Below are 19,065 nucleotides of genomic sequence, written 5' to 3'. Positions count from 1 at the left end.
CGTGGGTCGACGGACGTCCTGGCTTCGAGCACTTCAAGGAGGGCCGAAGCCCTCCCCTGTGAATCCCGCTACGCCGGAGCCGAGGCCGGAGCCGACGGGGCCTCGGCCGCCGTGGGGCTCTTGAGCCCATCCGTGCTCGGCTTGCCGCGGCCGAACTCCTCGGGCTTCTCCAGCACCAGCGCCTCGCGCAGCACGTCGTCCACGAACTCCACCGGGACGATGCGCAGCTGCTTGCGAATCTTCAGCGGGATGTCCTTCAGGTCCTTTTTGTTCGCCTTCGGGATGAGGACCGTCTTGATGCCCGCGCGGTGCGCGGCCAGCGTCTTCTCCTTCAGGCCGCCGATGGGCAGCACCCGCCCACGCAGCGTGATTTCACCCGTCATCGCCACATCCCGGCGGATGAGGACGCGCGTGAGCGCGCTCACCAGCGCCGTGCAGATGGTGACGCCCGCGGAGGGGCCATCCTTGGGAATCGCGCCCTCGGGCAGGTGCACGTGGATGTCGTAGTTCTCGAACACCTTGCGGTCGATGCCGAAGCGGTCCGCCCGGCTGCGCACGTACGACATGGCCGCCTGCGCGGACTCCTGCATCACCTCGCCCAGCTTGCCGGTGATGATGAGCTTGCCCTTGCCCGGCATCACGGTGGCCTCGGTGGTGAGGATCTCTCCTCCCAGCTCCGTCCACGCCAGACCCGTGACGATGCCCACCTGGTCCTCGCGCTCCGCCACGCCGTAGCGGTAGCGCGGCGTGCCCAGGAACTTCATCGCCGTCTTGCGGTCCACCTCGATGTCCCGCTTGCCGTTCTTCAGCACGTCGCGGGCAATCTTGCGGAACACGCCGCCAATCTCACGCTCGAGCGAACGAACGCCGGACTCGCGCGTGTAGCGGTGGATGATGGTCCGCAGCGCCTCGTGGCTGAAGTCCACCTTCACGTCCGTCAGCCCGTTGGCCTCCTGCTCCTTCGGGATGAGGTAGCGCCGGGCGATGGAGAGCTTCTCCGGCTCGGTGTACCCCGCGATGCGAATCACCTCCATGCGGTCCTGCAGCGGACCGGGGATGTTGTGCATCGTGTTCGCGGTGCAGATGAACATCACCTTGGACAAATCGTAGTCGAGGTCCAGGTAGTGGTCGTTGAAGTTGTGGTTCTGCTCGGGGTCCAGCACCTCCAGCAGCGCCGCGCTCGGGTCGCCTCGGAAGTCCGTGGACATCTTGTCGATTTCGTCGAGCAGGAAGACCGGGTTGTTGCTGCCCGCCTTCTTCAGCGACTGGATGAGCTTGCCCGGCATCGCGCCGATGTACGTGCGACGGTGGCCGCGAATCTCCGCCTCGTCACGCACGCCGCCCAGGGACAGGCGCACGAACTTGCGGCCCGTGGCCCGCGCAATCGAACGCGCCAGCGACGTCTTGCCCACGCCCGGAGGTCCCACGAAGCACAGCACGGGGCCCTTGAGCTTCTTCACCAGCTGCTGCACCGCCAGGTACTCGAGGATGCGCTCCTTCGGCTTCTTCAAGCCGTAGTGGTCCTCGTTGAGCACCGTCTCCGCTTCCGTCACGTCCAGCCGGTCCTGGGTCTCGTCGTACCAGGGCAGGCTGATGATCCAGTCGATGTAGTTGCGGACGACCGTGGCCTCGGCGCTCATCGGGCTCATCATCCGGAGCTTCTTGAGCTCCTTCTTGACCTTGAGCGTGGCCTCCTTGCTCATCCGCTTGTTCTTCAGCTTCTCTTCAATCTCCTGGATCTCGTTCTTGAACTCGTCGCGCTCACCCAGCTCCTTCTGAATGGCCTGCATCTGCTCATTCAGGTAGTACTCCTTCTGGGTCTTCTCCATCTGCTTCTTGACGCGGGTGCGGATCTTCTTCTCCACCTGGAGAATCTCGATCTCCCCCTGCATCAGCTCGTAGAGCTTCTCCAGCCGCTTCGCGGGAGACTCGGTCTCGAGCAGCGCCTGCTTGTCGTTCAGCTTCAGCGACAGGTGCGCGACGATGGTGTCCGCGAGCCGCGCCGGGTCATCGATGCTGGCCACCTGCATCAGCATCTCGGGCGGGATGCGCTTGTTGAGCTTGACGAAGGCCTCGAACACGGAGTGCACGGAGCGCACGAGCGCCTCCAGCTCCACGCTCTTCTCCGTCTGCTCCTCCACCTCCTCCACCTCCACCATGAAGAAGGCGTCGTTCGGGTGGAACTTCTTCACCTTCGCGCGCTTCACCCCTTCCACCAGCACCTTCACGGTGCCGTCCGGCAGGGGCAGCAGCTGGATGACGTGCCCCATGGTGCCGAAGTGGAAGATGTCGTCGGGAGAGGGGTCGTTCGTCTTGGCCTTCTTCTGGGCGGCCAGCAGGATGACGGCCTTGTCGTCCGGCCCCTTGTGAGCCATCGCGTCCTTCAACGCGGCGATGGACTTCTCCCGGCCGACGAACAGCGGAACCACCATGTGCGGGAACACGATGATGTCCCGAAGGGGCAAGAGCGGGACGGTGAGTCCCCGCTTCTGGGCTTCCTTCTTGTCGTCACGTCCGAAGAACATGTATCCGCCACCTGCTGGCCTACCGGGAGGGTAGGCCCCTGAAGAGTTGCCCGGTTGCTCGTCCGGCGAGCGCACACCCGGGGTGAAGCACGTCTATAACACGTCGGTTTCAGGCGCCGTTCCCCGCCTCAAGATTGGGGAACCACCTGCTGCCATCAAGGGAACACCCGAAGCTTCCTCGGACGTCCCCTCCCAGTGTCAGCGACCCTGCGCTGCCTCCCCACCCTGTAGCCCACCAACCTCCAACGCCTCGAAAAGGAACGCATACAGGTCCGCGCTGGATTCAATGCTCTTGGCCACCTGGTCCGCGCCACTGTGTCCTGCGTTCATTTCGATGCGCAGCAGCGCCTTGGCCTGGTTGCCCGCCGCCTGCTGCACCGCGGCCACGAACTTGCGAGCGTGCATCGGGTCCACCCGGTCATCGTGGTCCGCGGACATCATGAGCAGCGCCGGGTAGGCCACGCCCGGCTTGACGTGGTGGTAGGGCGAGTAGGCGTGCAGCACCTGGAAGTCCTCGGGCTTCTCCGCCGTCCCGTACTCGGGAATCCACGTCCGGCCGCTCCCGAAGAGGTGGTAGCGCACCATGTCCAGCAGGGGCACCTGGCACACCACCGCCCCGTACAGCTCCGGGCGCTGAGTCATGGCCGCCCCCACCAGGAGCCCGCCGTTGCTGCCGCCCTGGATGGCCAGCTTCTTGGGCTGGGTGTACTTCTCCCGGACCAGGTACTCGGCGGCGGCGTGGAAGTCGTCGAAGACGTTCTGCTTCTTCGCCATGCGGCCCGCCTCGTGCCACTCGGCGCCGTACTCGCCCCCACCCCGCAGGTTGGCCACCGCGTAGACGCCGCCGGCGTCCAGCCAGGGCAGGATGCTGCCGCGGAAGGTGGCCTCCATGTTCACGTTGAAGCCGCCGTACCCGTAGAGCAGCGTGGGCGCGGTGCCGTCGCGCTTCAGGCCCTTCTTGTGCACCAGGAACATGGGCACGCGGGTGCCGTCCTTGGAGGGGTAGAAGACCTGGTCCACCGTGTAGGCCGCCGGGTCCATGGGCACTTCCACCTGCGCCCACAGCGAGGACTCCCCCGTCTTCACGGACGTCTTGTAGACGCGCCGGGGCGTGGTGAAGGACGTGAAGACGAAGTAGGCCTCGTCCTGGTCCTCCAGGCCCGTCAGGTTGGAGGCCGCGCCCACGCCGGGCAGCGCCACCTCGCGCACGGGCTTGCCCTGCAGGGTGGCCACGCGCACGAGCGTCGTCGCGTCCTTCATGTACTCCAGCGCCAGGTGCTCGCCGACGATGTTCACCGTCTGGAGCGCGGCCACCGGGTCCTGCGGAACGATTTCCTTCCACTGCGCGCGCGCGGGCTTCGCCGGGTCCACCTCGAAGACGCGCTGGCGCGGGGCGCCCTCGTCCGTGGTGACGTAGAAGCGGCCCTTCCACGCCTGCACGTTGTACTTGGCGCCCTTGCCCTTCACGAGCAGGCGGAAGTCCTTCTCCCCCGGCCGCTTCCAGTAGATGTCGTTTTCGATCCAGCCCCGCAGGATGGAGACGAACAGGAACTGGCCGTCCCGGCTCAGGTCGCCCTGCAGGAAGGTGGACGGGTCTCCGGTGCGCGGGTGGATCTCCGCGTCCTTGGAGGGCGCGTCGCCCAGCTTGTGGAAGCGCAAGCTGGTGTAGCCCGGGCGCGCGTCCACGGGGATGGAGGGGTCGGTGGGCAGCCACTCGTAATAGAAGCCCTTGCCGTCCGGCGTCCACTTGGGCTGCGCGTACTTGGCGCCCTCGATGACGTCCACCTTGGACCACTCACCCGAGTCCACGTCCACCACGTGCAGCACGGCCTCGTCGGCCGCGTTGGGCTTCTGCGCGAAGACCAGCTTCTTGCCGTCCCACGACGGCGACCACGTGCCCAGGGACACCGAGCCGTCCTGGCTCCAGCCGTTCGGGTCCAGGAGCACCTTCTCCTGTCCCTTCTCGCCGTCGCGCCAGTAGAGGACCGCCTTCTCCTTGTCCTTGTGCGTGCGCACGTAGAAGTAGCGGCCCGCGCGGCGCGCCGGCATGGAGATGGAGTCCACGTAGAACAGCTCGCGGAAGCGCTTCGCCAGCGCGTCACGCACGGGCGACTTCGCCAGCGCCTCGCGCGTCAGCACGTCCTGCGCCTTCATCCACGCCTGGACCTCGGGCGCCTTCTCATCCTCCAGCCAGCGGTAGGCGTCCGGCACCTGCACCCCGTGCAGCGTGTCCACCACCGCGTCCACCCGAGTCGCCGGGTAAGCCATGCGCGCGTGTTCCTCCTGGGCCGGCGCCTCCACGGGCACCTCCCGTTTCGCCGGCGTCGAGCCAGCACAGGCAACGAGCATCAACAAGGCAGGCACGGGGAGCTGTCTCATGGAGCCAGCACATACAGAAACGCCCCCGCCCGTCCCACAAAAACCGTGGGCGACAGGCCGGCGCCACCCCGCCCGCCCTGAACGCGAGGAGCGCGTCGGAGCCGTTGCAGGGCCCTTGACGCGCTCCGTCACATCCCAGGGGCCGCCCACACCCGAGGGCGGCCCGTCAGAGTCCGCGACTTACGCGGATTCCTTCTTCGGCTCGGCGGGCTCCTTCTCCGCCGCGGCGTGGAGCACGACGGGCTCGCTCTTCTTGAGGATGACCTCCTCGGAGATGAGCACCTCGCGGACCGTCTTGCGGGACGGGATTTCGTACATCACGTCCAGCATGGCCGACTCGAGGATGGAGCGCAGGCCGCGGGCGCCCGCCTTACGGCGGATGGCCTCGCTGGCGATGGCCTTGAGCGCGCCGTCGGTGAACTTCAGCGCCACGCCGTCCAACTCGAAGAGCTTCTTGTACTGCTTGGTGAGCGCGTTCTTCGGCTGGTTGAGGATGTTGATGAGCGCGGGCTCATCCAGCTCCTCCAGCGCGGTGATGATGGGCAGGCGGCCGATGAACTCCGGAATCATGCCGAACTTGAGCAGGTCCTCCGGCTCCACGTGCTTGAGCAGCTCTGACAGGTTGCGCTGCTTCTTCGACTGGATGTCCGCGCCGAAGCCCAGGCTGCGCCCGCCCAGGCGCCGCTCGATGACCTGATCCAGGCCGCCGAACGCGCCGCCGCAGATGAACAGGATGTTGGTGGTGTCCACCTGCAGGAACTCCTGCTGCGGGTGCTTGCGGCCCCCCTTGGGCGGAACGTTGGCCACCGTACCTTCGATGATCTTCAACAGCGCCTGCTGGACGCCCTCGCCGCTGACGTCGCGGGTGATGGAGGGGTTCTCCGACTTGCGGGCGATCTTGTCGATTTCGTCGATGTAGACGATGCCGCGCTGGGCCCGCTCGATGTCGTGGTCGGCGGCCTGCAGCAGGTTGACGATGATGTTCTCCACGTCCTCGCCCACGTAGCCGGCCTCGGTGAGGCACGTGGCGTCCGCGATGGTGAAGGGGACGTTGAGGATGCGCGCCAGCGTCTGGGCCAGCAGCGTCTTGCCGCTGCCCGTCGGGCCGAGCAGGAGGATGTTGCTCTTCTGGAGCTCCACGTCCTCGAGCGCGACCTTGGACTCGATGCGCTTGTAGTGGTTGTGCACGGCCACCGACAGCGTCTTCTTCGCGCGCTCCTGGCCGATGACGTACTCGTCGAGCACGGCCTTGATTTCGGAGGGCCGCGGGATGCGCAGCTTGGTGTCCTTGGTCTCCTCGCGGTCGATCTCCTCCGCGATGATGTCGTTGCACAGCCCGATGCACTCGTCGCAGATGTAGACCGTCGGCCCCGCGATGAGCTTCTTCACCTCCTTCTGCGACTTGCCGCAGAAGGAGCAGCAGAGGGTCTGGTTGTCTCGCTTCTCCACGTTCTTGCCCGCCATGAAATCCCTCGCTGCGCCTGTAAAGCCGCCCGCCCCGAGCGCCACCCGCCTCGGCTCCAGGCCAATCTAGTCAGCCCCCATCAGGGACGTCCACGCGCCTTCCCTGTACTTAACAGGGGGAGTGGGTCGGCGCAGAAAGCAGAAAGCCGGAGGCGCGGGGGCGAATTCCCGCGGCTCCGGCCACCGGCCGAGGCGTCGAGCCCCGGCAAACGTCTACTTCTTCTCGTCCTTGCCCAGGCCCACCACCTTGCGGGGGTTCTGGATTTCATCCACGATTCCGTAGGCCTTCGCCTCCGTGGCGCCCATGAAGTAGTCGCGGTCGGTGTCCTTCTCCACGCGCTCGATGGACTGCCCGGTGTGCTTGACGATGAGCTCGTTGAGCTTCGCCTTCATCCGCAGGATTTCGCGGGCCTGGATCTCGATGTCCGTCGCCTGGCCCCGCACCCCACCCAGCGGCTGGTGGATCATGATGCGGCTGGACGGCAGGGCGTAGCGCTTGCCCTTCGTCCCGGCGAGCAGCAGCACGGCCCCCATCGACGCCGCCTGCCCCACGCAGATGGTGGAGACCGGCGGCTTGACGTACTGCATCGTGTCGTAGATGGCCATGCCCGCCGTGACGGAGCCTCCCGGCGAGTTGATGTAGATGTTGATGTCCTTGTCCGGGTCCTCGGACTCGAGGAACAGCAGCTGGGCGACGATGACGTTCGCCACGTCATCGTCGATTTCCGTGCCCAGCATGATGATGCGGTCCTTCAGGAGCCGGCTGTAGATGTCGTACGAGCGCTCACCGCGGTGCGTCTGCTCGATGACGTAGGGAACGGGCATGAAGGGCATGGCGACCTCGGGAGGAGACTCGAAGGGACGGCTCGACGAAGACGAACCTCAGGTCAGGAATACTTCGCCCGGCCCTTCAGGAATTCAATCGTCTTTTCCTCGCGCAGTCGCAGAGACAACCCGAGCCGCTCGTCCGCGCCCTTGAAGTAGCGCTTCACGGCCTCCACGGGCTGGCCCGCCTCCACCGCGAGCTGCTCGATGCGCGCGTCCACGTCCGCGTCGCTCGCCTGGATGCCCTCCTTGAGGGCGATGGACTCCAGCAGCAGCGTCCCCTTCACCTCCTGGGTCGCCTTCTCGCGCATCTCCTCGCGCAGGCGGTTGAAGTCCAGGTTCAGACGGCTGGGGTCCACGCCCGAGCGCTGCAGCTGCTGCAGGGCGCCGCGCAGCATGGAGTCCATGGCGCGCTCCACCATGGCGCGGGGGACCTCGAAGGGATTGCGCTCCACGAGGCCCTTCATCACCGCCTCGCGGTCGTCGTTGTCCGCTTGCGAACGGCGCGCGCGCTCCATGTCGGCGCGCAGCTTGCCGCGCAGCTCCTCGAGCGTCTGCGCGATGCCCGTCTCCTTCGCCAGGTCGTCGTTGAGCTCGGGGGAGATCTCCTTCTTGATCTCCTTGAGGGTGACGTGGAAGCGGCCCGTCTTCCCCCGCACCTCCTCCACCCGGTAGTCGGCGGGGAAGGCGTAGTCGATGTCCTTGGACTCGCCCACCTTCACGCCCTCGAGCGCGGCGATCTTCGACTCGACCAGCTCACCGGGCTGCACCTGGACGGTGATGCCCTCGGCCTTGCTGCCGGCGAACGGCTGGCCGTCCACGGTGGCGTCGTAGTCCACCGTCGCGTAGTCACCGGAGGCCGCCGAGTCGCGGTCCGTCACGGGCTCCAGCCGGCTCAGCGACTGGCGCATGCGGCCGAGCTGCTCGTCGATCTGCTCGTCGGTGACGGCGGTGTCCGTCTTGGTCAGCGGCAGCTCCGCGTACTCCTTCGCCTCGACCTTGGGCTTGACCTCCACCCGGGCCTCGAAGCTGAAGGGCGCGTTGGCCTTGAGACCCTGGTTGGTCACCTGCGGGCTCGCCACCACCTCCACGTTGTGCTCGCGCACCGCGTCCAGGTAGGCCGTCTGCACCACGCGCTGGATGACCTCGTCCTCGACCTGGTCCTTGAAGCGCTGCTCGAGGATGCGGCGGGGGACCTTGCCCTGTCGGAAGCCCGGCAACCGCACCTGCTGGCCAAGCCTGGAGTAAGCGCGGTTCAGCTCTTCCGCCACGCGGGCGGACTCGACCTCGATGGAGAGCTTCTTCTCGATGGGAGAGAGCTCTTCGACCTGGACCTTCATACGGGCCTCGCTCGCCGCCTTCTCGGACAGTCGTCCCGAGCGGCGCCGGTTAAGTGGGACGTGCGCCTTTAGGGGATAGGCACGAACGGGTCAACGCGAAATGGGCGAGGAGGGACTCGAACCCTCACACCTTGCGGTACCAGATCCTAAGTCTGGTGCGTCTACCAGTTTCGCCACCCGCCCGGATGCGCCGCGTGCCTTGTGCCGTACATACCGCGAAACGTCCGCCGCGCGTCACCCGACGGATGCGTGCTGCGGAAAAACAAACGGGGTCTCTCCATCGCTGGAGAGACCCCGTATGAGAGCGGAGGGAATCGAACCCACAACCTATGGATTAAGAGTCCATTGCTCTGCCAATTGAGCTACGCTCCCGGCACTGCGCTTGGCCCGTCGGCTGCGTGACGTCCAAGTGGCGGCGGTAATTACAGAAGGCCGCCCGCGCTGTCAAAAGTATTTTCGTCTCCCCTGCATTCCCCACGCACGGCATCTCCCATGAGGACGCGCAGTCCGGGATGGGACGCCACGCCGCCCGCTGGACGGGCTGGCGCCGGGGACGGCCGGATTCCGAATGAAACAGAGCCACGGGCCCACTGTTGAACGTGGCCACGGCGACCCGTGTGTCCGGAGTGCTCGGAGACACGGGGCTCGCACGCGCCCCCATTCCGGGACTCTGAGCACGTGAACCGCCGAGGCACAGGCGGGCGGACGGAGGTCGTCCGCCCTTTTCGCGCAGGACGTATGCAGGAGACGACAGTGACGGAAGCCAACATCCCCCCCAAGGTGGAAGACACCGGCTCGGCGCTCGGCGGCTGGAGCCGGGAGCGCATGGAGTTGATTCGGCGCACCATCTGCCCCCGGGGCATCAGCGAGGACGAGTTCGCCCTCTTCATCGAGCAGTGCAAGCGCAGCGGGTTGGATCCGCTGCTCAAGGAAGCCTTCTGCGTCGCGCGGAGGCAGAACATCGGCAACCGGGAGCGCCCCAACTGGGTGACGAAGTACGAGTTCCAGCCCTCCGAGGCCGGGATGCTCGCCCGCGCGGAGCGCTTCCCGGACTTCAAGGGCATCCAGGCGAGCGCCGTGTTCGCCGAGGACGACATCGTGGTGGACCAGGGTCGAGGCGAGGTGGTGCACCGCTTCAACCCGGCCAAGCGCAAGGGCGCGCTGGTGGGCGCCTGGTCGCGGGTGGTGCGCGACGGGAAGCTGCCCGTGGTGGTGTGGCTGGACTTCAGCGGCTACGTCCAGCAGACGCCGCTGTGGGCCAAGATTCCCACGACGATGATCGAGAAGTGCGCCCGGGTGGCGGCCCTGCGCAAGGCGTACCCGGAGGCCTTCGGCGGACTGTACGTCCGGGAGGAGATGCCGGCGGAGGACTTCGATTCGGCCTCGGCCCACCCCGAGCCCGTCCCCGCGGGCGGCGCCTACGAGGTGCTGGGCGCCAGGACGGGACCGGTGAAGGCGTCCTTCCCCACCCCGCAGGCCACCGCGCCCACGAAGGAGGAGAAGGCGGTCCCCGCGAAGCTGGACGTGGATCTCCCGCTGGCCCCGCTCCCCGCGAAGGAAGTGGAGGCGGCGAAGGAGGACGTGGAGCCCACCGTGGCGCCCACGCGTCCGAAGGCGAGCGCCGTGCTGGTGGCGTTCGGTCCGTACAAGGGCAAGACGGCCTCGGAGCTCTCGGACGAGGAGCTCAGCGAGACCATCGAGCTGGCGAACGAGAAGCTGATGGAGCAACCCCGCGCGCGCTGGGCCAAGGCGATGCGGGAGAACCTGCTCGCGCTGGAGGCGGAGACGGAGCTGCGCTGCCGCGTCCCGTCCACCGCGGACAAGAGCAACGGCGCGTCCCACGCCTGATGCGCTGAAGTGAGGACTGCCTCCGTCGGACGTCTTCCGGCGGGGGCCCTCTTCGCGGCGCCGCTCGGGATTCCCATGAAGGAGTCCGGGGGGCCTGCGGAAGAGGAGGAGAGCGCGCTCGGAGGGACTTGAACCCCCAACCCCTGGGTTCGAAGCCCAGTGCTCTATCCAGTTGAGCTACGAGCGCAACCTACGAACAGGGGAAGAAGGTGGGCGGCCAACCGGGGTCGAACCGGCAACCTCTGGAGTCACAGTCCAGCGCTCTAACCAGTTGAGCTATGGCCGCCGTTACCGCTACGGCGTTTGAAGCGGGGGCTTCCCTACCGTGGAAAGCCGGGCCAGTTCAAGGCCCAAATGTGACGACAGCCAGGTTGGCGCCCCAAGCAGGACTCGAACCTGCGACCCCCGACTTAGAAGGTCGGTGCTCTATCCAGCTGAGCTATTGGAGCTGGGCCGGGCTACCTGCATCCACTCCCTACTTGAAAAAATCGGGGCGAGAGGATTCGAACCTCCGACCCCCTGCGCCCAAGGCAGGTGCGCTACCAGGCTGCGCTACGCCCCGAAAAGTAGAGTCCGGCATTGTTGAACCATCGCGGACGGACGCGCAAGGCCCACGTGCCTGACCTCGCCATTCACGCACGCGCGGCGAGCGAGAGCAGCTTCGGCTTCATCTTCCGGAAGGCCGCGCCCCGGTGGGAGATGCCGGACTTCTCCTCGGCGGTGAGCTCCGCGAGCGACCGGCCACTGTCCAGAAGGATGAAGACAGGGTCGTACCCGAAGCCGTGCTCACCCTTCGGCGCGTGTCCGATCCGCCCCTCGCACCGCCCCTCCTCCACGTGCGTGCGCCCATCCGGCCATGCCAGCGCCAGCGCGCAGCGGAACGACGCCGTGCGCTTCTCGTCGGGCACGCCGCGCAGCTCCGAGAGGAGCTTCTCGTAGCGGGCCTTGTCGTCGCCGGGCGCGTAGCGGGCGGACAGCACCCCGGGCTGGCCGTCGAGCGCGTCCACGCACAGCCCCGAGTCATCCGCGAGCGCCGGCAGGCCCGTGGCCCGCGCGTACTCCACCGCCTTCTTCACCGCGTTGGCCTCGAAGGTGTCGCCGTCCTCCTCCGGCTCCGGCACCGGCGGCAGGTCCGCGAGCGACACCACCTCCACCGAGTCCCCCACCAGCTGGCGCAGCTCGCGCAGCTTCCCCTTGTTGGTGGTGGCGAAGAGCAGCTTCGGCGAGGGCGTGCTCATTCGAGCGCCTTGGCCTGCGCGGCCACGAGCTGATGGATGGCGGCAAGTCCCCCGTCGAGCATCGCGTCCAGCGTCTTGCGGTCGAACAGCTGGTGCTCGGCGGTGCCCTGCACCTCCACCATGCGCCCGTCTCCCGTGGCCACGATGTTGAGGTCCACGTCCGCCTTGGAGTCCTCCTCGTAGTCCAGGTCCACGCGCACCTCCCCGTTGACCACGCCCACGGACACCGCGGCCATGGGGGTCAGCTTGGGCTGCTTGGTGAGCGTGCCCTGCTTCTGCAGCGAGCGCAGCGCGAGCACCACCGCCACGTACGCGCCCGTAATCGACGCCGTGCGCGTGCCGCCGTCCGCCTGGAGCACGTCACAGTCCAGCGTGAGGGTGCGCGGGCCCAGCGTGGACAGGTCCACCGCCGCGCGCAGGGAGCGGCCGATGAGGCGCTGGATCTCCATGGTGCGGCCGGTCTGCTTGCCCTTGGCCGCCTCGCGCTGGTTTCGCGTGTGCGTGGCGCGCGGGAGCATGCCGTACTCGGCCGTCACCCAGCCGGTCCCCTTCCCCATCAGGTGCGGGGGCACGCGCTCCTCGGTGGAGCAGGTGATGAGCACCTTGGTGTTGCCGAACTCCACCTGCACGGAGCCTTCCGCGTAGCGGGACACTCCGGGGGTGAGGATGACGGGGCGAAGGTCCAGTGCACCACGTTGGAAGGAACGCACGGCGAGCTCCTGGGTAGGGAATGAGCGCGTCCCTTCTCTACCAGAGCCGCGTGGCCCGCGTGTCGTCCGAGTCGGCCCGGTGTCCACTCAGGGCGTCTGCGAGCCCGCCACCTGGGCCGGCCGGGCCGCGTCCCTGCGCCGCGTGTCCTTCAGGAAGGCGAGCACGCCCTCGCTGATGGCCTCGGCCAGCTTCTCCTGGTAGTCCGCCCGCCCCAGCTTCAGGCCCTCCTCGGGATGGGAGATGTAGCCCACCTCCACGAGCACCGCCGGGCACTCCACGCCGGAGAGCACGAAGAAGGGCGCCTGCTGCACGCCCCGGTCCGCCGCCCGCGTGCGCGCCACGAGCCGGGGGTGGATGGCGTAGGCCAGCCGGGACGAGTCCGAGTGCGCCTCCGTGCGCACCAGGTCATCGAGGATGAGCGCCAGCGTCGAGTCGCCGCGCGCCGCCCGCGACATGGGCGCCTCCGAGTTCTCCCGGTCCGCCACCGCGAGCGCCGCTTCACCGGAGGCGCTGGCCGACAGGAAGTACGTCTCCACGCCCTCGGTGCGTGCCCTCATGCGGGGCGTGGGCATGGAGTTGGCGTGGATGGAGATGAAGAGGTCGGCGCCGTGGTCGTTCGTCATCTCCACGCGCTCGGTGAGGCTCACCAGCGCGTCGCGCTCGCGCGTCAGGTACACCTCGCCGCCGGCCGCCTCCAGCCTGGAGCGCAGGCGGTGGGCAATCTGCAGCGCCACCTCCTTCTCGCGCAGCGCGCCGGGCCCCTTGGCGCCTTCCTTCACGCCGCCGTGGCCCGGGTCGATGACGATGCGCGCGGGGCGCTCGCCGGCTCCCGCCGTGACGGGAACCCAGCAGATGCATGCGAGGAGGAGCAGCAGGGAGCGGGAGGACGACTTCATGCCGGAGGGGGATGCTAGCGGAGCCCCACCCCGGGCGCGAAATCCCCGCCCGGCGCCCGGTTCAGCCGATGACGTCGATGCCCGGACGGCCCGCGCGGACCTCGCCCAGCAGCGCCGCGTCCACCCCGGCCCTGTCCAGGGCCCTGAGCGCCTTGACCGCGTCCTTCGCCGGCACGCAGGCCAACAGTCCGCCATTGGTCTGCGCGTCCGCGAGCACCCACTGGATGGCCTCGGGGAGCCCCTTGGGGAAGCGGACCTTCTTCTGCACGTGCTCCAGGTTCGACTTCGTCCCGCCCGGCACCACGCCCGCCTCGGCCAGCGAGGGCACCTCGGCGATGAGCGGCACGCGCTCCAAATCCAGCGCCGCGCGCGTCTTCGCGGCCGTCATCATCTCCAGCAGGTGGCCCAACAGGCCGTAGCCCGTCACGTCCGTCAGGGCGTTCACCTTGAACCGGCCCGAGGCGAAGACCTCGCCCGCGGCGCGGTTGAGCGTGGTCATCACGCCGATGACGTTCTTCTGCAGTTGCTTGGAGGCCACGCCCCGCTTGATGGCGGTGGTGGCGATGCCCGTCCCCAAGGGCTTGGTGAGCAGCAGCAGATCCCCCGGCTTCGCGCCCGCGTTGGTGAGCACCTTCTTGGGGTGCACCACGCCGGTGACGGCCAGGCCGTACTTGGGCTCGGGGTCTCGAATGCTGTGGCCGCCGAGGATGGGGATGCCCGCCTCCTCCACCTTGGACTGGCCTCCCTCGAGGATGCGCGCCAGCACGGACTTGGGCAGCTCATCCGGGAAGCCCACGAGGTTGAGCGCGAACAGCGGCTTCGCCCCCATGGCCCAGATGTCCGACATCGCGTTCGCCGCGGCGATGGCGCCGAACTGGAACGGGTCGTCCACCACGGGCGGGAAGAAGTCCACCGTCTCCACCACGGCGAGGCCGGGCGAGAGGCGGTAGACGGCCGCGTCGTCATTCGTGTTGAAGCCCACCAGCGCCTGCGGGGGGCGGGAGGCCTTGAGCCCTCCCAAGAGCTGGGCCAGGTCCCCGGCCCGCAGCTTCGCCGCGCAACCCGCGCAGTGACTCAGCTCGGTGAGGCGCAGGCGCTTCACCGACTTCGCGTCCGCCACGGCGACATCCCTTCAGATGGAGCCCGCCCTCCCTGGAGGAGAGCGGGCTTCGTGTGCGACCTAGATGATGCGGACGTACTCGCGCTTGAGCAGGTGCACCAGGCCCTCGGCGGTGACGACGTCATCCGCGTCCGCCCGGTCCAGCACCCCCGCCAGCGTGCCCTGGTTGAGCACCAGTTGGAGCACGTCCAGCAGCTCCGGCGTCAGCTCCTTGAGCGGCGGCACCAGCGGCACCGACAGCTGGAGCATGGCCTCCGGGGGCGGCAGGCTCGGCTGCAGCCGCTTGAGCTCGTCGAGCTGACGGAGCGCGTCCATCAGCAGCGCCTCGGTGGACGAGTCCAGCTCCACCATGAACTCCTGGCTGTCCGCCGGCCGCAGCTCGAAGTCACCCGACTCCCAGGTGATGATGCGGTTGAAGCTCTTCTGCGGCCCCAGGTTGTGGTTCTCGTTGATGACCGCGTAGTACACGCGGCCCTGGCGCAGGTAGATCTTCCCCTCTTGCGTGCTGTTGACCACCAGCACGCCGTTCTTCTTGGAGGTGTGGAAGAGCTGGAGCAGGTCCGGCAGGGGGATTTCTTCAATCTTCCCCGTCATGGAGCTGCCCTTGGTGGTGGTCCGCGCGGCCTGGGCGGCGGCGGCCTCCTCCAGCTTCAGCTTGGCCGTGCTCTCGTCCACGTTGGCGCCGTCGGCGCCCTGGTGCACGAGCTTGAGGATGGAGGTGCCGATGAGGATGCGGTCCCCCTCCTTGAGCCCCGCCTGCTTCACCTTCTCGCCGTTGACGAAGGTGCCGTTGGTGGAGCCCAGGTCCTCGATGGTGATCTTCCCGTTGGAGAAGCTGATCTTCGCGTGCTTGCGCGAGACCATGTCCTCCACGAGCACCATGTCCAGCTCGCTGGAGCGGCCGATGACGATCTGCTTCTCCGCCTTCAGGGGGAACTCTCCGCCCTGGTACTTCCCGGAGATGAACTTCAGGGCATAGGTCTTCGAGATATCCATGGTCATCAACCCGCCTGCTCCACCTTGCCGGGGTCCTTCACCAGGTTGAGGTACATCTGCGCGCTCTTGTTGTCGGGGCTGCGCGCCAGCACGTCCTCCCACACCTGCACCGCCTCCGCCCTGCGCCCGGCGGAATACAGCGCCACCCCGTACTGGATACGGCCGGGGATGTAGGACGGGTTCTGCGCGATGACCTGTTCGTACTCGGCGATGGCCGCCGCGTTGTCCCCCGCGTCACGCAGGGCATTGCCCAGCTTCAGGCGGATGTCCACGAACTGTGGGCACAGGCCCAGCGCGCGGCGGTACTCCTCGATGGCGCGCTGCCATGCGCCGCTCGAGGCGAACACGTCGCCAATCTCGCCGTACATGTTGGCGATCTTCTTCTCGACGTAGGGGTCCAGCTCCCCGGGGCCCGTCTTCTGCCGGGACAAGGCGGCCTGGTAGACCTCCTTCGCCTCGGCGTACTTGCCCATGTCGTTGTAGATGACCGCGAGATTGAGCGCCGCTTCGGTGTACGCCGGATTCAGGTTCAGCGCGGACTCGAACGCCCGCTGGGCCCGGGCGAACTGGCCCTGGTCGTGGTAGATGATGCCGAGCATGTTGAACACGTCCGCGAACGTCGGATTCTGCTCGACGATCTTCGCGAGGTACTGCTCGGCCTGGGCGTACTGCTTCTTCTCGAAGTAGCCGCGCCCGAGGGTCAGTAGCTGCTTGAGGGGCTCTTCCATGACTCCGGCCCGTCCTCGGGCCCTGCCTCCGACGCGGCTAGCCTACATGAGCCCGGGCGAAAACAAGAATTCATCACCGTGAAGCGTGAGCGACAGCGACCGTTGGCCCCGGGTGTCCACCGGCCTCGACGGGAGGGAGCCCTGCAACCGCCAGTGCTCCGTCACCACTGCTTGCTCCCGCTCCAACCGGATGTACCACGCCTCCGCCCGATACAAGCGCCCTCGCAACGTCTTCAGTTCATTCCACTCGGCGCCCCCCACTCCGGGATTCCCCGGAACAGAGAGCCGAGCCAGGCCTTCCGCGTCCGCGGCCTCCAGCGCGCGGCGCCGCGCCTCGAGCGCCGTGACGACGGCCACCAGTCGGGGGGAGGTGTTCTTCTCCGGCACCCAGTCGCCCCCGCGTCGCACGAAGGGCACCTTCTCCACGCCGGCGGTGCCCACGCGGGTGGGGCCGAGGGTGCCGTTGAAGTCGAGCGTGGCGTGGGCCTCGGCGCGCTGGCCGCCGGGCTCCACCGTCACCGTGATGCGGGCGAAGTGGAGTTCCTGGGAGACCAGGGGCGCGTCCGCGAGGGGGATGGGCAGGGAAAACCCATAGGCCTCGGTGTGCTTCAGGGCGGTGATGATCTCCGCCTCGGGGCCCGCGGCGAAGCCCAGGAGCCGGGGGATGAGCACCGCGCAGGCGGCGAGCACCGCCAGTCCGGCGATGACCAAGCCCCCCAGCCGGCTCCACTCCTCGGTGGACCTCACGCGGCCTGCCGGGGACCTCACGTGCCCAGCATCTGCTGGGCCTTCTGGGCGGCGGGCGTCCCCGGCAGGCGGCGCAGCACCTGGCGCAGGGTCTCCTCGGCGCGCTTGGGGTCGTTGAGCTTCACGTAGGCCTCGTGCAGGTCGAAGAGGGCCTCCTCCTCGTACGGCGTGCCGGGGTACTTCGTGAGCAGCGACTCCAGGCGCTGGGCCACCGCCTTCCAGCGCTCGCGCTTCGTGTAGAAGCGGGCCACGTACAGCTCGTGCTCGGCCAGGCGCTTGCGCGCGTCGTCCGCGTGCCGCCTGGCCTCGGGGACGTACTGAGAATCCGGGTACTGGCGGAGGAACTCCTCCATGGTGGAGAGCGCGGCGCGAATCTCGCCCTGGTCCTTCTCCTTGGAGGGCGGCAGCGCGAAGAAGTCGGACGGGTAGTCCTCCACGTGGGTGAGCGCCGAGCGGAACGCGGCGTAGTCGACCTTGGCGTGCGTGGGGTGGAGCTTGATGAAGGCCTGGTACTGGTCCCGGGCCTCGGCGAAGGCCTCGCGGGCGAAGTCCAGGTCCGCCAGGCGCAGCTCCGCCTCGCGGGCGGCCTCCTGGTACGGGTACTTGACCCGGACGTACTCGAAGTACTTCTGGGACTTGAAGAAGTCCTTGTTCTCGAGCGCCTCGCTGCCGAGCCGGAGGTTCTCCTCCGCGTCGGCGGCGTAGTCGGGGTCTCCCCCCTGGGAGCCGGAGAGGGTGGAGCAACCCGAGGCGGACAAGAGGACGACGGTCAGGAAGGCGACGACGGAACGCATCGGCGGCACGCTATTCGTCCGGCCCCGAGGGGTCCAGTGAAGGTTCGCCGAGCAGTTGCTGGATGACGTCCTCGGAGAATCCCCGCCCGGACAACAGCCGCGCGGCGCGGGCCCAGGCCTTCTCGTCGAGCGGCCGGGCCGCCAGCCCCCGCTTCTCCAGGACGGCGCGCGCGGCGGCGACGGCGTCGAAGTCCACCGCGTCCGTGGCGGACTCCAGCGCGTCCTGGGCCGCGTCCTCGGACAGGCCGTGGGCTTGCAGCTTCTGGAGGATGGAGGCGGGGCCCTTGCCCGAGCGCAGGAGGGAGGCGGCGCGCGCTTCTCCGAAGCGGGTGTCGTCCAGGTAGCCCCAGCCCTGGAGGCGGGCGAGCGCGGCGTCTCGGACGCAGGGGGCGAAGCCCTTCTTCTCCAGGGCCTGGAGCAGCTCCTGGCGCGTGCGGGCGCGGATGCCCAGCAGCTTGAGTCCCGCATCCGTGGCGCGCTGGACGGCCTCGGGGCCTTCATCCTCCGGGAGCATGGCGGGATACGTAGCATGTGGTAACAGGCGCGGCATGCATCCAGTCCTTGCCCGCTACCTCACCGCCGATGTCGCGAAGGAGACGCTCCGCAAGCAGCAGGCGGGGGGCGCCCTCGACCCGGAGGAGCAGTTCTTCGCCGAGGCCGCCAAGGCGCACCCGCGCCAGGCCGCCATCCTGATGGACGTGGGTGGCCGCGTCCTGTCCTCGGACGCCCAGGCGGCGCTGGTGCTGCTGGCGGCGCACGCGTCGGCGCGCGCGATTCAGGAAGACGCGGAGCTGACCGAGGCCACGAAGAAGGCGCGTGAGGCGCTGGCCGAGGAGGGCGCGAGCGAGGAGGAGACGGACGCGTTCATCGCCTCCATCCTCCTGGAGGAGGCGTTCGGCTACGAGCAGGACGTGGACAGCTTCGACCGCGAGTACGTGAAGGAGTCCCTGGGCGAGGTGCCCGCGCTGGCCGCGCTGACGAAGGAGGCGGTGGACGCGCTGTTCGTCGGCTTCGTGAAGGCCTCGAAGGACGACGCCGAGCGCAAGGTGCGCGAGGTCATGGCGAGGGCGCTGTTCGACATCGCCTGGGCGGAGGGCCCCGCGCCCATCAACCCCGAGCACATCGAGGCCCTGCTGGACGCGCAGGTGGCCGACAAGCCCGAGGAGGAGCAGGAGGAGAAGGTGCACGCCACCGCCCACCTGCTCCAGGCGCTGGCGAAGGAGGGCCTCATGGGCCCGCTGCGCCTGTCGCGCCTGAGGGCCATGCTGGGCGAGGAAGACGCGTAGTCCCCCCTGTGACGCGGCGGTGGGCCCTCGCGGCCCGCCGCTCGAAGTGGCTGATGCCAGGTCGTGCGAATCGGATGGACGGGAGGATGACTCCCCTTCCCCGTCACGAGCCTGAGCGATGCCCCTGGACGCAGCCCGCTGAGCGAGACGCGCCCCCTCTCGCAGGTC

16 protein-coding genes and 6 tRNA genes are annotated in these 19,065 nt (G+C 68.1%); 2 read left to right on the top strand and 20 right to left on the bottom strand.

The genetic code is table 11. The features are described from left to right. Positions 1-68: 68 nt before the first annotated feature. The 7 genes from lon to AC6JA9_RS12250 all read right to left on the bottom strand — a co-directional run bounded on the left by lon (position 69) and on the right by AC6JA9_RS12250 (position 8,905). A complete protein-coding gene (gene lon / locus AC6JA9_RS12280) occupies positions 69-2,525 on the bottom strand; it encodes an endopeptidase La (RefSeq protein ID WP_223750607.1) in 2,457 nt (818 codons plus the stop codon). A 198-nt stretch (positions 2,526-2,723) separates the two neighbouring features. Beyond that, the gene (locus AC6JA9_RS12275; RefSeq protein WP_223750606.1) at positions 2,724-4,793 is read right to left on the bottom strand and encodes a prolyl oligopeptidase family serine peptidase; all 2,070 of its coding nucleotides are present in this window, start codon (positions 4,791-4,793) and stop codon (positions 2,724-2,726) included. A 291-nt stretch (positions 4,794-5,084) separates the two neighbouring features. After that, positions 5,085-6,368: an ATP-dependent Clp protease ATP-binding subunit ClpX gene (clpX, locus tag AC6JA9_RS12270; RefSeq protein ID WP_046712193.1), complete on the bottom strand. Its 1,284-nt coding sequence runs from the start codon at positions 6,366-6,368 to the stop codon at positions 5,085-5,087. Between the two features lie 213 nt (positions 6,369-6,581). After that, positions 6,582-7,202 (bottom strand): ATP-dependent Clp endopeptidase proteolytic subunit ClpP, encoded by a 621-nt coding sequence (gene clpP, locus AC6JA9_RS12265; protein ID WP_046712192.1) that lies wholly within the window; start codon positions 7,200-7,202, stop codon positions 6,582-6,584. Positions 7,203-7,255: 53 nt separating this feature from the next. Then, positions 7,256-8,533, bottom strand: a complete 1,278-nt coding sequence (gene tig, locus AC6JA9_RS12260; RefSeq protein WP_408891187.1) for a trigger factor — start codon at positions 8,531-8,533, stop codon at positions 7,256-7,258. A gap of 101 nt (positions 8,534-8,634) precedes the next feature. Continuing rightward, positions 8,635-8,716: transfer RNA gene (locus tag AC6JA9_RS12255), tRNA-Leu, on the bottom strand. Between the two features lie 116 nt (positions 8,717-8,832). After that, positions 8,833-8,905: transfer RNA gene (locus AC6JA9_RS12250), tRNA-Lys, on the bottom strand. Between the two features lie 381 nt (positions 8,906-9,286). Here AC6JA9_RS12250 and bet point away from each other — a divergent pair. Continuing rightward, complete coding sequence (bet, locus tag AC6JA9_RS12245) at positions 9,287-10,381, top strand: phage recombination protein Bet (RefSeq protein ID WP_426747329.1); 1,095 nt, start codon at positions 9,287-9,289, stop codon at positions 10,379-10,381. Positions 10,382-10,494: 113 nt separating this feature from the next. On the opposite strand, the gene AC6JA9_RS12240 is transcribed toward bet, so the two are convergent. From AC6JA9_RS12240 to AC6JA9_RS12180, 13 genes are all read right to left on the bottom strand, one after another. Continuing rightward, positions 10,495-10,568, bottom strand: a tRNA-Arg gene (locus AC6JA9_RS12240). Between the two features lie 25 nt (positions 10,569-10,593). Beyond that, a tRNA-His gene (locus tag AC6JA9_RS12235) sits at positions 10,594-10,667 on the bottom strand. 86 nt (positions 10,668-10,753) lie between these two features. Beyond that, positions 10,754-10,830: transfer RNA gene (locus tag AC6JA9_RS12230), tRNA-Arg, on the bottom strand. Between the two features lie 39 nt (positions 10,831-10,869). Further along, positions 10,870-10,943 (bottom strand) — tRNA-Pro (locus tag AC6JA9_RS12225). 70 nt (positions 10,944-11,013) lie between these two features. After that, positions 11,014-11,619, bottom strand: a complete 606-nt coding sequence (locus AC6JA9_RS12220) for an XTP/dITP diphosphatase (protein WP_223750604.1) — start codon at positions 11,617-11,619, stop codon at positions 11,014-11,016. Continuing rightward, positions 11,616-12,329: a ribonuclease PH gene (gene rph / locus AC6JA9_RS12215; RefSeq protein ID WP_074957947.1), complete on the bottom strand. Its 714-nt coding sequence runs from the start codon at positions 12,327-12,329 to the stop codon at positions 11,616-11,618. Before rph ends, AC6JA9_RS12220 begins: the two co-directional genes overlap by 4 nt. An 87-nt stretch (positions 12,330-12,416) precedes the next feature. Next, positions 12,417-13,226, bottom strand: coding sequence for an N-acetylmuramoyl-L-alanine amidase family protein (locus AC6JA9_RS12210; RefSeq protein WP_223750603.1), 810 nt, complete (start codon positions 13,224-13,226; stop codon positions 12,417-12,419). A 61-nt stretch (positions 13,227-13,287) separates the two neighbouring features. Further along, positions 13,288-14,328, bottom strand: a complete 1,041-nt coding sequence (selD, locus tag AC6JA9_RS12205) for a selenide, water dikinase SelD (RefSeq protein WP_497960677.1) — start codon at positions 14,326-14,328, stop codon at positions 13,288-13,290. Between the two features lie 78 nt (positions 14,329-14,406). Then, positions 14,407-15,342, bottom strand: coding sequence for a DUF4388 domain-containing protein (locus AC6JA9_RS12200; RefSeq protein ID WP_141326091.1), 936 nt, complete (start codon positions 15,340-15,342; stop codon positions 14,407-14,409). 5 nt (positions 15,343-15,347) lie between these two features. Continuing rightward, positions 15,348-16,070 (bottom strand): tetratricopeptide repeat protein, encoded by a 723-nt coding sequence (locus AC6JA9_RS12195; RefSeq protein WP_046712186.1) that lies wholly within the window; start codon positions 16,068-16,070, stop codon positions 15,348-15,350. Positions 16,071-16,112: 42 nt separating this feature from the next. After that, on the bottom strand, positions 16,113-16,817 hold the full coding sequence (locus tag AC6JA9_RS12190) for a hypothetical protein (protein ID WP_497959731.1): 705 nt from the start codon (positions 16,815-16,817) through the stop codon (positions 16,113-16,115). Between the two features lie 17 nt (positions 16,818-16,834). Continuing rightward, the gene (locus tag AC6JA9_RS12185) at positions 16,835-17,611 is read right to left on the bottom strand and encodes an outer membrane protein assembly factor BamD (RefSeq protein ID WP_426747335.1); all 777 of its coding nucleotides are present in this window, start codon (positions 17,609-17,611) and stop codon (positions 16,835-16,837) included. Between the two features lie 10 nt (positions 17,612-17,621). Further along, entirely contained in the window at positions 17,622-18,125 is a 504-nt protein-coding gene (locus AC6JA9_RS12180; RefSeq protein WP_223784951.1) for a regulatory protein RecX, read from the bottom strand. 34 nt (positions 18,126-18,159) lie between these two features. On the opposite strand from AC6JA9_RS12180, the gene AC6JA9_RS12175 reads away from it, so the two are divergent. Next, positions 18,160-18,897, top strand: coding sequence for a hypothetical protein (locus AC6JA9_RS12175; protein ID WP_223750599.1), 738 nt, complete (start codon positions 18,160-18,162; stop codon positions 18,895-18,897). Positions 18,898-19,065 lie beyond the last annotated feature (168 nt).

The sequence above is a fragment of the Myxococcus sp. MH1 genome, from assembly GCF_059738865.1.
Note: the sequence above shows the minus strand (reverse complement) of the source record. Positions and strands in the feature narration are given on the sequence as shown.

Bases quoted from the DNA above. Each gene is read 5' to 3' on its own strand.
- clpP (WP_046712192.1), bottom strand. From the start codon at position 7,202: ATGCCCTTCATGCCCGTTCCCTACGTCATCGAGCAGACGCACCGCGGT.
- AC6JA9_RS12185 (WP_426747335.1), bottom strand. From the start codon at position 17,611: ATGCGTTCCGTCGTCGCCTTCCTGACCGTCGTCCTCTTGTCCGCCTCG.
- AC6JA9_RS12210 (WP_223750603.1), bottom strand. From the start codon at position 13,226: ATGAAGTCGTCCTCCCGCTCCCTGCTGCTCCTCCTCGCATGCATCTGC.
- AC6JA9_RS12195 (WP_046712186.1), bottom strand. From the start codon at position 16,070: ATGGAAGAGCCCCTCAAGCAGCTACTGACCCTCGGGCGCGGCTACTTC.
- AC6JA9_RS12200 (WP_141326091.1), bottom strand. From the start codon at position 15,342: ATGGATATCTCGAAGACCTATGCCCTGAAGTTCATCTCCGGGAAGTAC.
- clpX (WP_046712193.1), bottom strand. From the start codon at position 6,368: ATGGCGGGCAAGAACGTGGAGAAGCGAGACAACCAGACCCTCTGCTGC.
- AC6JA9_RS12175 (WP_223750599.1), top strand. From the start codon at position 18,160: ATGCATCCAGTCCTTGCCCGCTACCTCACCGCCGATGTCGCGAAGGAG.
- tig (WP_408891187.1), bottom strand. From the start codon at position 8,533: ATGAAGGTCCAGGTCGAAGAGCTCTCTCCCATCGAGAAGAAGCTCTCC.
- AC6JA9_RS12220 (WP_223750604.1), bottom strand. From the start codon at position 11,619: ATGAGCACGCCCTCGCCGAAGCTGCTCTTCGCCACCACCAACAAGGGG.
- lon (WP_223750607.1), bottom strand. From the start codon at position 2,525: ATGTTCTTCGGACGTGACGACAAGAAGGAAGCCCAGAAGCGGGGACTC.
- AC6JA9_RS12180 (WP_223784951.1), bottom strand. From the start codon at position 18,125: ATGCTCCCGGAGGATGAAGGCCCCGAGGCCGTCCAGCGCGCCACGGAT.
- AC6JA9_RS12275 (WP_223750606.1), bottom strand. From the start codon at position 4,793: ATGGCTTACCCGGCGACTCGGGTGGACGCGGTGGTGGACACGCTGCAC.